This is a genomic window from Arsenophonus endosymbiont of Bemisia tabaci Q2 (assembly GCF_902713415.1).
Classification (GTDB): domain Bacteria; phylum Pseudomonadota; class Gammaproteobacteria; order Enterobacterales; family Enterobacteriaceae; genus Arsenophonus.
On sequence record NZ_CACTIE010000141.1, the window covers coordinates 1 to 11303 of the forward strand.

The following is an 11303-nucleotide window of genomic DNA, read 5'->3' on the forward strand; positions in this document are numbered from 1 at the left end:
CAATATGGTGTAATCAAAATTAAGTTGCTTAGCTATATTAGCATCATGATCAAAAATCAAAAATAATGGTTCGTGAACTAGTGGTACCTTGATCAAGTGCGATAATATATTTTTTTGTTGTTGGTGTTTCAGTTGTCATAATAATTGTCCAATTTACTTCATATTATTTTTTTGAATTATTTTAGCCTTTATTTTTTTGTTTTGATTTGCCATAATAGGTAAATGGTAGCCAATCAGTTTGCTATAAGCAAAAGCACCGAGAATAAAGCCAAAAAAAGATGCCGTTAAGGAAATTATGCAATAAGGGAAATCTCGTTCACCGGTTAAGGCAATATCACCCCAGTCAGCCAGATCAGCTATGAGTTTGGAGCCGAAATCGCGAGCAGGATTTAATGCCAAACCGGTAAGTGGGGCAAATGAACTATCAATAAGTGCAATCAGAATACCAATAAGTAGTGATGCTAGTGGGCCACGGGGTATGCCCATTGTTATCATCAGTTAAGCTTAATATCATACAAACCAAGATAATAGCAATAACAACTTCAACCAGAAATACCTGTAGGACGCTAATTTGGCCTGCTGGATAAGTAAAAAAACACCGGCAGTAAATAAGCTTGCTGGTGAACCACGTACTATATGGTGTGATTTTTCATAATCTAGAAATAGTTCGAAGTACAACCCATAAATGAGAGCGACAGCGACGAAGCCTCCCTGCATTTATGCAGGGCAGTACTTTTTTCTATCAAAATGGGCAAATAACCAAAAAGTAACGGTAATCGCCGGATTTAAGTGCACTCCTGAAATACCTGCCGTAAGATAAACGCCTAGAGCCACCCCAAATCCCCAAATCATAATGATTTCCCATAAACCTAGTTGTGCGCCTGCAATACGCGTAGCAGCAACACAGCCCAGGGCAAAGAAGACCAGTAAGGCAGTACCTAAAAATTCAGAGATACATTGACCTGTCAGCGTTGGTGAAGTAATTTTACTCATATTTTTATCCTACAAAAGTATGCATACTAAGCAATAAAATTGATCTTTTATTTGTTATTTCCTAAGAAAACTTTGAAAAATTTATCGTTAAATGAACGTAAACGGAAATAATGGGATCAAATATGTTGGATCACTTCAAAAAAATGAGCGAAATCGCTCTGATAAAGTAATCAAACTGACATTCTAGTTGATGTATTTTTTGCAATTAGTTGTATAAATAGAAATAATTAAGGTTAAATCGACATTTATCGAGAGCTTTCAACTAGACAGACGTAAGAAGGCTACTTACAATCGTAGCATTGCTAAAAAAGGGGACGAAAGAATGTCATTTGAAGTTTTTGAAAAGTTAGAAACTAAAGTTCAACAAGCTATTGAAAAAATTAAACTTTTTCAGATGGAAGTTAATGAACTTAAAGAGAAAAATAATATTTTGTATCAAGAAGTAGCGAGTGCTAAAGAGAAACATGGAACGGTGACTCATGAAAATGAGAATTTAAAACAAGAACAGTATGCTTGGCAAGAACGTTTACGCGGTCTATTAGGTCGAATGGAAGATGTTCAGTAATCGTCAGATTACATTATAAAAAGTAGCAATAAGGGCAAAATTTGTTGCCCTTATTGCTACTTAATTGATAGATATTGAATAATACAACAATGTTTGTTTTTAGCTGAAAGAGTATTAGTCTTCAATATCTTGATCGTTGTTTGACTCATCATCTACATCATCTAAAAGTAATAGATGCTCGGAAAAGATAATACCGGTATTATCTGCGTACAAATAATCTTCTGTAAAGAATGTGACGCCACCAAATTGACTCGCACATCACTTTTTCCGATACCCTCACTGGTAAAACCTCCCGAAATGGGAGCGATTGCTTGAATACCGATATCTAATTCTACTAATTCATTAATAATAATGCCTTCCCATTGATTTTTCATGGCAAATTTTGCCAATTCAGCATCAATTAGCGCCTTACGTACAGAGCCGCCACCATCACAACTAATAGAATTTGACTCTCCCCCTGTTCTTCTAGTAAATCGTAGATGATGCCGTTGTCTTCAAAACATTTCACTGTTACGATTTGACCACTAAATGAACTACGCACGCCAAAGTTAGCGAATCAAGGTTCTACCACATTCACCTCTTCTTGTTAGATATCACAAAGCTCGGAAGTATCATATTTCATAGGATTTCGGTCTATTTTAAGTACAAGGGAAGTTCAGTATATCTTTATCTGGTTATTTTTTGCAAAAACATAGCTGATAAAAATACTAAGAAAAATCAAAATTACAATAATTAATTTAAAATAAGTCCAACAGAAAATAGAATATTAGCCGGCAATGCCGCTTTTACCATATTTTCCAATAAAGGTTTCATACCCAGCGCGGTGGTATCATGGATAACTCTCTTTATGTGGTTTAGTAACATCGGTATAGCGAGCAAAAATAACCAACCCGTCCAGTGATGAAGATATAACAAGCTAAACAGAATTAAACAAAAAATGGCAATTAAGATGAGTGCCGCATGATACTTTCGAGGGCCTTTAGTGCCTAATCTAACAGCCAAGGTATTTTTACCGGCTTTAATATCATTTTCTATATCACGCATATTGTTAACGTTTAGTACTGCTACTGACAGCAATCTACAAGCTGTTTCTGGCAATAATATCATCAAATTAAAGTGGTTAGTATGCAGATAGTAAGTTCCGATCACACTTAACCAACCAAAAAAGAACAACACTGAGATGTCGCCAAACCCCATATATCCATAGGTTTTTTCCACACGGTGTAGGTGATGGCTCCTATTATAGCGATAACGCCGAGTATCAGAAAGCCAATAATATCCTTTGGCATTCGACAAGCGACTATGATCAGAGTTAAGCCACATAAACAACAAATAAAGATAGTGATTTTTAGGGCAACTTTCATTTCTGCCAGGCTAATAATTCCTTTTTGTATACCTCGTAATGGCCCTAATCGTTCCTCGGTATAACTGCCCTTAATCGCATAGCCATAATCATTAGCCAGATTGGATAGAATTTGTAGTGCAGCAGCAGTGAGTAAAGCTAATAATGCAATAGAGAGAGTAAAAGTGCCAGACCAATAAGCTAATCCAGAACCCGTTATAATTGGCGCAATACCTAACGGAAGTGTTTTGGGGCGTAAACTTTCTAGCCACACCTTTATTTGTATAGGCTTTCTTGATGTGATTAAATTCATGTAATTAATCCACAAGTTTGTTGTTATAAAAATAATGGGAGGCTTAGCCCCCCATCCAAGATTATAATCAGCAAAGTTAACGACGCCAGATTATAAAATAAATCGACTCAGATCTTCATCAGCAACTAGTTCATCTAGATGCTTAGCTACGTAATCAGCGTCAATTATAATGTCTTGACCATTGCATTCACTAGCATCGAAAGAGATGTCTTCCATCAATCGCTCAAGAACGGTATGTAATCGACGAGCACCAATATTTTCTGTTTTTTCGTTGACTTGCCATGCTGCTTGAGCAATTTTATTAATACCTTCTGGCGTAAATTTAATGTTTAAACCTTCGGTTGCCATCAATGCTTTATATTGTATAGTTAAAGAGGCATTTGGTTCAGTTAAAATACGGTTAAAGTCTTCTGCTGTCAACGCTTGTAGTTCCACTCTGATGGGTAATCGGCCTTGTAGCTCGGGGATCAAATCCGATGGACTAGCAACCTGGAATGCACCAGAAGCGATAAACAGAATATGATCAGTTTTTACCATCCCATGTTTAGTAGAAACGGTGCAGCCTTCAACTAAAGGTAGCAAATCACGTTGTACACCTTCTCGAGAGACATCAGGGCCAAACGTTTCGCCACGTTTACAAATTTTATCGATTTCATCGATAAAAACAATGCCGTGTTGTTCAACTTCACCAATGGCTTGCTGTTTTAGTTCTTCTGGATTGACCAGTTTTGCTGCTTCTTCTTCGATCAATATTTTGAAGGCTTCTTTGATCTTCATCTTACGGGGTTTATGTTTTTGCCCTGCCAGATTTTGAAACATAGATTGCAATTGACTGGTCATTTCTTCCATACCAGGAGGAGCCATAATTTCAACGCCTACCGGTGTAGTAGCAACCTCAATTTCAATTTCTTTATCGTCCAGCTTACCTTCTCTTAGTTTTTTACGGAAAGATTGACGTGCGGTAGAAGGTTCTACATTAGGATCAGGTTTTCCCCAATTATTTTTAGCCGAAGGTAATAAAACATCAAGAATACGTTCTTCGGCCAGTTCTTCTGCTCGGTAACGGTTTTTTTCTATAGATTGCAGGCGTACCGTTTTTACAGCAGCGTCAGTCAAATCACGAATAATAGAATCGACCTCTTTACCCACATAACCGACTTCAGTAAACTTTGTTGCTTCTACCTTGATAAAGGGAGCATTAGCCAGTTTTGCCAAACGACGGGCAATTTCAGTTTTACCCACACCAGTTGGGCCAATCATCAAAATATTTTTCGGTGTTACTTCCTGACGTAGTGCTTCATCAAGTTGCATACGACGCCAACGATTACGTAGCGCAATAGCGACAGAACGTTTTGCTTTGTCTTGACCAATAATATGATTGTCCAATTCACTGACAATTTCACGAGGCGTCATTTCAGACATGTTTAAATCCTTAAGATTTTGAAGAGAGCTCTTCAAAGTTAAAATTATGGTTGGTATAAATACAGATATCACTCGCTATATTTAACGCTTTTTCTGTAATATCACGTGCGCTCATTGTTGTATTTTCTAACAATGCACGCGCAGCGGCTTGTGCATAGGCACCACCAGAACCAATAGCGATCAAATCATTTTCTGGTTGAATAACATCGCCATTACCTGTAATGATCAATGAGCTGTTTTCATCTGCAACAGCTAAAAGCGCTTCAAGTTTTCTCAGCATACGATCAGTACGCCAATCTTTAGCTAATTCAACAGCGGCTTTCGTTAAGTGTCCTTGGTGAAGTTCTAGTTTTCGTTCAAAAAGTTCAAACAGTGTAAATGCATCAGCAGTACCGCCTGCAAAGCCCGCAATAACTTTATCATTATAAAGGTGGCGCACTTTACGGACGTTCCCTTTCATGACGGTGTTACCCATCGTCGCCTGTCCATCACCACCAATTACAACTTGACCATTACGGCGAACACTTACGATTGTAGTCATGAGTCAGCCCTTGGTTATTTTATTAGGAGACTATGTAAACATACTTTTTAGGTTTTTATTACGTAAAAAGTCAGTATTTACGCTATTAGGAATGTAAATGGGGGATAATAATTATTTTTCAACCCTTACTTGTACGAAGAATTCAGCCGGATACGCCGACAGATTTAGCTCGGTCACGTATTTTTTCTCCTGGTTCTTGATTGTAAGGCCCAAGAACTACGCGATGCCAACTTTCAGTCGAGCTAATCCTACTCTCTAAACCTGAAAAGGCCAGGTTAGCTTTAACTGATTCTGCTTGCTCCAGGTTCTTAAATGAGCCGCATTGTACCACTATTTTTTTGTTGGTTATTTGTTGGTTGTTGGGGCTTGTGGTGCGGGTTTTAATCGCAGAGGTGATTCTATTGGTGGGCCATTAATGATCACGTGTGAGCGGGGAACATTATCATTATTAGGCACCTCGGATAGATTTGTGGTGGGATTGCGTCTATCCGCATCAATCTGTTCAAGAAATTGACGCTGTTCATTGGTTAACTCGGTCGTGTTATTAACATTTGATTTGGTTGAGTGGTTAAAGTTTGGTAGATCAGAGCCCCGCTTTTCCAGCTCTTTTATGTAACGCCAGCGTTCTTCTTGGTTTAGGAGGTAGACTTTTGACTGGCTGATTGCTGTTAGGTGAAGTTGTTTTGTTAAGCAAAGGAACGCGTTTATTTTGCGTAATGTAATAAGCCACGAATAAAGACAATTACGATGGCAATAGCGACAGAAAGGGTTGTTTTCGGCAATCCTTGATTTGATTTTTTTTGCCTGCATGCTTATTCTTACGAGGCCTTTTGCGCCCTCGTCTCACGTAATCTTTTTGTGCCACTTTTCAATTCGCTAATTAATAAAAAGTTACATTAATTCGTTATAGGTTACTTAACCTAATCACTTTTGACTAGTTTTTAGGTGGAAAAACACTATCACGGATAATTAAATGGCAGTCTAGCAGTTTTGCATTTTTATCTATTCCGTGGCCTTCGATTTTCGCTAAAAATAGTAATATTGCCTGGCGACCAATTTCAAAACGAGGTTACTCGATTGTGGTGAGAGCTGGTTCACTATATTGTGCAAAATTGAGATTGCTAAATCCAATAATAGATAAATCTCTTGGTAAGGTTAACCCCATACCTTTGGTCTGCCATATAGCACCAATAGCCATAATGTCATTATGGCAAAAATTACGCTACGTGGCTTAGGTGGCTTAGGTGGCTTAGGTGGCTTAGGTGGCTTAGTTAATGCAAAAAGTTTTTTTGTGCCTTCAACTCCACCTTGGTATAGCTAAGCGACTTAATTTTGATTATATCATATTGAGTGCGAACAAAATATCTGTGTCGGATCCGAGCGCTCTTTTTTTGCATTTAGCTTGTGCCCATTTATGTTCAATTGGATTAAGATCTGGCGAATAAGTAGGCAAATATTCCACCATATGCCCTGCATCGATGATGACTTGTTGAATACTCTGTTTCTTGTAAAAAGTTGCATTATCCATCATGATTACACTGTTTTTAGGAAGTATAGCTAGGCGACTTTAAAATGATTACAAGTAATTACTTTATATCAGTAAATTTATATTCGAGAAAAACATATATTTTTGTAATCAAAATTAAGACGTTTAGCTATACTGGGATAAGGACTTGGGTGACCCATAAATAGAAAACATCGCTGTTAATATTGATATCAAATAATCCGATAGCAAACAGCGTTTTGCCCAATAAAGCGCCGATAACATTTGTTCTTCCTTTAGCTCCCCAGTTCTTGAGACCAAAACACCGTTGACTTTTCGGGGAATAGCCGTGAGTCCGCGGGGTATCGTGTGAAAAACCACTTTCATCAATAAAAACAATATGCTTTCCTTCTTTTTCATACTGTTGTTTTTTGTTGAAACGTTTGTCGAGTGTTTTCGTCGGCTTTCGCATGACGTAGAGTTTTTTATAGGTCAATCCCATTTTTTAAGAGCTTGCCAAATGGCCTTCTGACAAACGCCAAAACCCTCTGCACGCTCTTTTTGGTAAGCATCTGGATAATATAGCTAAGCGACTTAATTTTGATTACAAAATATATGTTTTTCTCCAATATAAATTTATTGATATAGAGTAATTACTTGTAATCATTTTAAAGTCGCCCAGCTATATTGTTCAAGATCTTTTATCAATTCGGATTTATCGATTTTTTGCTGACACGTAGTCGACGCTTTTGGCTCTATTTGATTAATCCAACGAGATACAGATGCAGAGCCAATCCGAAATTGCTTCGCTGTTTCTCGGATACTTAACCCTTCTTCTTCCATCGTAAATATCACTGTACGTCTAAAATCAATTGAATAGCTCATATAAATAATCTTATCAAAATTAAGTCGCTTAGCTATATATCTGCTCAGCACTTTTGTCATGGCCGATCTGCAATAATAAATAAAGCTACTTTTAAACAGTAGCTTTATATTATGTCTGATTACATTTGGCTGATATTCGCTGAATATTACCGACAAGTTTATTTATTGATCACAAGCGTCGCTATTTGAATAACATCGCTCATTGCGTTAGCCAATATACTCTAACCCCTTTATGTAAGGACGTAAAACTTCAGGCACTTCAATCCGTCCATCAGCTTGCTGATAATTTTCCATTACCGCCACCAAGGTACGACCAACAGCCAAACCAGAGCCATTTAAGGTATGCACTAACTGTGGTTTTTTATCCTCTTTATGACGGAAACGCGCTTGCATGCGACGTGCCTGGAAGTCCCAGGTATTTGAACAAGAAGAGATTTCGCGGTAGGTATTTTGGGCCGGTAGCCATACTTCCAGATCGTAGGTTTTACAAGCTGCAAAACCCATATCGCCAGTACATAAAACAATTTTACGGTAAGGCAATTTTAACAATTGCAATACTTTTTCTGCATGGCCGGTTAATTCTTCCAGTGCTGCCATCGATTTTTCTGGCTCTACTATCTGCACTAATTCAACTTTATCAAATTGGTGCATACGAATCAGGCCGCGCGCATCGCGGCCATAAGAGCCGGCTTCAGAACGAAAACAGGGAGTATGCGCTGTCAGGCGGAGAGGTAAACTTTCTGCCGCTAAAATTTCATCCCGAACTAGATTAGTTACCGGCACTTCCGCGGTTGGGATCAACGCATATTGCTGATTTGATGCCTGTTCTTCCAATGGTTTGGTATAAAAAAGATCTTCACTGAATTTGGGTAGCTGGCCGGTGCCATAAAGGGTGGCATGATTAACTAAATAGGGAACATAAGTTTCCGTATAACGATGTTCTTCGGTGTGTAAATCTAACATGAATTGGGTCAATGCCCGATGCAAGCGCGCAATTTGGCCTTTCATGACCACAAAACGGGAACCAGTAATTTTTACTGCAGCCGAAAAATCCAAACCATCAGTTAATTCACCTAATGCCACATGATCCTTAATGGTAAAATCATATTGACGCGGTTCACCCCAACAACTAATTTCGACATTGTCGGTTTCATCGTTGCCGTCTGGTACACTGTCATCAGGTAAGTTGGGTAAACTTAAAGTAATATTACGAATGTCATCCTGTATTTGCGTTAGTTTACTTTTAGCACTATCCAGCTCTTCACCTAACTGGTTAACTTGCTTACGTAAAGCTTCAGCATCTTCACCGCGCGCTTTTGCTGCACCGATGGTTTTCGAGCGGGAATTTCGTTCTGCCTGCAAGCTTTCTGTTTTAATTTGTAAATCTTTGCGTTCTTGCTCTAGTTTACGCAACATATTTACATCGAGAATAAATCCCCTACGAGCTAGTTTTTCAGCAACTACGTCTAGCTTATTACGCAGTAAATTTGGATCGAGCATGCTTAACCTGTAAAATTATTATGGTTTAAAAATAAAAACAACTTGCCAGTTTTCTCTGACACTTAACACTTTTTTAGCCTGATCTGGCTACATCACCCCATTGAGATTTTTAACGATAGCGTTTTGTTAAGCTATTTTGATCCAATTCAGTCAGCCAGGATAATTTTTCGCTAATTTTTCCTTCTAAACCACGATTTGATGGAAAATAATAACGTGTTTCTTGCATCTCGGCGAGAAAGTAATTTTCACCAGCAGCATAAGCATTAAGCTCATCGTGAGCATAGCGATATTCTTGACCTAAGCCCATCTCTTTCATTAATTTAGTCGGTGCATTACCTAAATGAGAGGGGACATCATAATCTGGCTGTTGCTTTGCGTCTGTTATAGCGGCCTGAAAAGCCTTATAAACGGCATTACTTTTAGCAGCACAAGCTAAATAGACAATTGCTTGGGCAATGGCTCGCTCTCCTTCCGCTGGACCAACACGGGTGAAACAATCCCACGCCGCTATCGCAACTTGCATTGCTCTCAGATCAGCATTGCCTATATCTTCAGAGGCAATAGCCAACAGGCGACGAGCAACATATAAAGGGTCACCGCCAGCAGTGATAATCCCGGCATACCAATAAAGCCCTGCATGGGGGGCAGAGCCACGGACAGATTTATGTAGTGCGGAAATGAGATCATAATAACGATCGCCTTTATTATCAAAACGAACGCTTCTTTCACCACTAACTTCTTTTAGTAAATTTACGGCTAATATTCGCTGATCTTTATCATTGATCTCAGCCATATCGACCATCATTTCCAGTAAATTTAATGCTCGTCTGGCATCACCATTGGCTAATTGGGCTATCATGTCACGGGTGTCATCGGGCAAAATAATTTTCTGGTCACCATAACCACATTCTCTATCCTCCATTGCCTACTGAAAAACCATGACAATTTCTTCATTAGAAAGCAAGCAGTTTCAGTAGATAAACCCGCGTGCGTGAAAGTAAGGCTGAGTTGAGCTCAAAAGAAGGATTTTCTGTTGTGGCGCCAATAAACGTTACCGTACCATCTTCTATATGAGGTAAAAAGGCATCTTGTTGACTTTTATTGAAGCGATGAACTTCATCAACAAATAAAATCGTTCTTCGCCCTAATTGCCGATTTTGGCAAGCAATTTCAATCGCCTTGCGGATCTCTTTGATACCTGAGGTTACCGCTGTATCTTTTCAATGGCGGCATCCGCATAGTGACCGATAATTTCAGCAAGGGTCGTTTTTCCGGTACCTGGAGGCCCCCACAAAATCATGAAATGCAGTTGGCCTGCACCAATAGCGCGCGAGTGGCTTGTCCTTAGGTAATAAATGGAGCTGGCCAATATATTGCTCTAAGTTGATTGGCCGCATTTTTGCGGGCAATAGTTGAAATTCATTAGATGAAAAATCAAGTGGTAAATTAGTCACCTCACCTACTTGACCTTTGATCATCAACAGTTACACCTTGTGGTGGATAAAATTTAAATTTGTTGTCATCAACATGGCTATTTTGCTGGCCTTTTAGCTGATATGAACTCATCTGGCCATCTTGCTCTACCGCCGTAAATTGTTGAATAGTGCCATCAGGCTGAACAGTAATGGAAAAATGTTTCAAATTTCCCTTATTTTGGGTAGCTGTTAGCAGAAAATCATTATCATTTTGACTAATCTGATAACGTTTCCAATCCTGCGGATCATTACGGGTTATCAACATAAACGGTGTATCCGTCGTTGCCTGACTCAATAAAGTTACCGTAACTTGCTCAACAAAAGGATTATAAAACCAAAGATTAGTACCATCAGAAACTAACCAACTTTCATCTGGTGCTACCATATGCCAGTTAAATAAATTTGGCCGTTTGATCGATAGCTGGCTTTCACCTTGCTGAATTAAATCACCATCAGCACTGGTCACCTTTTGAGTAAAATTAGCATGAAAACTATTTATTTTATTTAGGCGCATTTGCAGTTCAGAAGCGGCATCTGCCCATACCTGGCTAATATGAAAAGTTATCGCTAACAAGCCTAGCATTATCAATTTTTTCATTAAGTAATGACCTTTTTATCCATCATATTTATTGGTTTTAAGATAATATGTTAAATCAATGTCTTGTCGGTGGTGCTGTTATAGCTAAGCGTCTTAATTTTGATTACAAAATATATGTTTTTCTCCAATATAAATTTACTGATATAGAGTCATTACTTGTAATCATTTTAAAGTCGCCCAGCTATA

The 11303-nt window shown here is 38.5% G+C and carries 12 protein-coding genes and 5 pseudogenes; 1 reads left to right on the top strand and 16 read right to left on the bottom strand.

Annotated elements, in window-relative coordinates; all coding sequences use genetic code 11:
- Positions 1-153 precede the first annotated feature (153 nt).
- Positions 154-993, bottom strand: a pseudogene (locus ARSQ2_RS07800) (MIP/aquaporin family protein).
- A gap of 322 nt (positions 994-1315) precedes the next feature.
- Between ARSQ2_RS07800 and zapB the strand changes: the two are divergent.
- Entirely contained in the window at positions 1316-1558 is a 243-nt protein-coding gene (gene zapB, locus ARSQ2_RS07805) for a cell division protein ZapB (protein ID WP_181994945.1), read from the top strand.
- Between the two features lie 114 nt (positions 1559-1672).
- On the opposite strand, the pseudogene rraA reads toward zapB, so the two are convergent.
- The 15 genes and pseudogenes from rraA to lolA form a co-directional block, all read right to left on the bottom strand.
- A pseudogene (gene rraA, locus ARSQ2_RS07810) lies at positions 1673-2135 on the bottom strand (ribonuclease E activity regulator RraA).
- 155 nt (positions 2136-2290) lie between these two features.
- Positions 2291-3213: pseudogene (locus ARSQ2_RS07815) on the bottom strand (1,4-dihydroxy-2-naphthoate polyprenyltransferase).
- 90 nt (positions 3214-3303) lie between these two features.
- Complete coding sequence (gene hslU, locus ARSQ2_RS07820) at positions 3304-4635, bottom strand: HslU--HslV peptidase ATPase subunit (RefSeq protein WP_181994946.1); 1332 nt, start codon at positions 4633-4635, stop codon at positions 3304-3306.
- A 10-nt stretch (positions 4636-4645) separates the two neighbouring features.
- Positions 4646-5176, bottom strand: a complete 531-nt coding sequence (gene hslV / locus ARSQ2_RS07825; protein ID WP_181994947.1) for an ATP-dependent protease subunit HslV — start codon at positions 5174-5176, stop codon at positions 4646-4648.
- Positions 5177-5318: 142 nt separating this feature from the next.
- The gene (locus ARSQ2_RS14290) at positions 5319-5507 is read right to left on the bottom strand and encodes an SPOR domain-containing protein (RefSeq protein WP_338078273.1); all 189 of its coding nucleotides are present in this window, start codon (positions 5505-5507) and stop codon (positions 5319-5321) included.
- Positions 5508-5521: 14 nt separating this feature from the next.
- Positions 5522-5986, bottom strand: a complete 465-nt coding sequence (locus ARSQ2_RS14295) for a hypothetical protein (RefSeq protein WP_338078274.1) — start codon at positions 5984-5986, stop codon at positions 5522-5524.
- A gap of 259 nt (positions 5987-6245) precedes the next feature.
- Positions 6246-6380, bottom strand: a pseudogene (locus ARSQ2_RS14865) (substrate-binding domain-containing protein); the annotation flags it as partial.
- A gap of 67 nt (positions 6381-6447) precedes the next feature.
- Positions 6448-6573, bottom strand: coding sequence for a hypothetical protein (locus ARSQ2_RS13750; protein ID WP_255487655.1), 126 nt, complete (start codon positions 6571-6573; stop codon positions 6448-6450).
- Positions 6513-6707 (bottom strand): transposase, encoded by a 195-nt coding sequence (locus ARSQ2_RS13755; RefSeq protein ID WP_181994949.1) that lies wholly within the window; start codon positions 6705-6707, stop codon positions 6513-6515. The genes ARSQ2_RS13750 and ARSQ2_RS13755 overlap by 61 nt, the downstream gene beginning before the upstream one ends.
- 124 nt (positions 6708-6831) lie before the next feature.
- Complete coding sequence (locus ARSQ2_RS13760) at positions 6832-7161, bottom strand: transposase (protein ID WP_181994950.1); 330 nt, start codon at positions 7159-7161, stop codon at positions 6832-6834.
- Entirely contained in the window at positions 7145-7288 is a 144-nt protein-coding gene (locus ARSQ2_RS07850; RefSeq protein WP_181994951.1) for a hypothetical protein, read from the bottom strand. The genes ARSQ2_RS13760 and ARSQ2_RS07850 overlap by 17 nt, the downstream gene beginning before the upstream one ends.
- A 34-nt stretch (positions 7289-7322) precedes the next feature.
- The gene (locus ARSQ2_RS07855; RefSeq protein ID WP_181994952.1) at positions 7323-7544 is read right to left on the bottom strand and encodes an IS630 transposase-related protein; all 222 of its coding nucleotides are present in this window, start codon (positions 7542-7544) and stop codon (positions 7323-7325) included.
- 207 nt (positions 7545-7751) lie between these two features.
- On the bottom strand, positions 7752-9044 hold the full coding sequence (gene serS, locus ARSQ2_RS07860) for a serine--tRNA ligase (RefSeq protein WP_181994953.1): 1293 nt from the start codon (positions 9042-9044) through the stop codon (positions 7752-7754).
- Between the two features lie 109 nt (positions 9045-9153).
- Positions 9154-10498, bottom strand: a pseudogene (locus ARSQ2_RS07865) (replication-associated recombination protein A).
- A gap of 1 nt (position 10499) precedes the next feature.
- Positions 10500-11117 carry an outer membrane lipoprotein periplasmic chaperone LolA gene (lolA, locus tag ARSQ2_RS07870; RefSeq protein ID WP_181994954.1) on the bottom strand — a complete coding sequence of 206 codons (618 nt, stop codon included), beginning with the start codon at positions 11115-11117 and terminating at the stop codon, positions 10500-10502.
- Between the last annotated feature and the right edge of the window lie 186 nt (positions 11118-11303).

What these genes read in the sequence shown, in the direction of transcription:
- zapB (WP_181994945.1), top strand. Translation starts at nt 1,316, where the DNA reads ATGTCATTTGAAGTTTTTGAAAAGTTAGAAACTAAAGTTCAACAAGCT.
- hslU (WP_181994946.1), bottom strand. Translation starts at nt 4,635, where the DNA reads ATGTCTGAAATGACGCCTCGTGAAATTGTCAGTGAATTGGACAATCAT.
- hslV (WP_181994947.1), bottom strand. Translation starts at nt 5,176, where the DNA reads ATGACTACAATCGTAAGTGTTCGCCGTAATGGTCAAGTTGTAATTGGT.
- ARSQ2_RS14295 (WP_338078274.1), bottom strand. Translation starts at nt 5,986, where the DNA reads ATGCAGGCAAAAAAAATCAAATCAAGGATTGCCGAAAACAACCCTTTC.
- ARSQ2_RS13750 (WP_255487655.1), bottom strand. Translation starts at nt 6,573, where the DNA reads ATGCAAAAAAAGAGCGCTCGGATCCGACACAGATATTTTGTTCGCACT.
- ARSQ2_RS13755 (WP_181994949.1), bottom strand. Translation starts at nt 6,707, where the DNA reads ATGATGGATAATGCAACTTTTTACAAGAAACAGAGTATTCAACAAGTC.
- ARSQ2_RS13760 (WP_181994950.1), bottom strand. Translation starts at nt 7,161, where the DNA reads ATGGGATTGACCTATAAAAAACTCTACGTCATGCGAAAGCCGACGAAA.
- ARSQ2_RS07855 (WP_181994952.1), bottom strand. Translation starts at nt 7,544, where the DNA reads ATGAGCTATTCAATTGATTTTAGACGTACAGTGATATTTACGATGGAA.
- serS (WP_181994953.1), bottom strand. Translation starts at nt 9,044, where the DNA reads ATGCTCGATCCAAATTTACTGCGTAATAAGCTAGACGTAGTTGCTGAA.
- lolA (WP_181994954.1), bottom strand. Translation starts at nt 11,117, where the DNA reads ATGAAAAAATTGATAATGCTAGGCTTGTTAGCGATAACTTTTCATATT.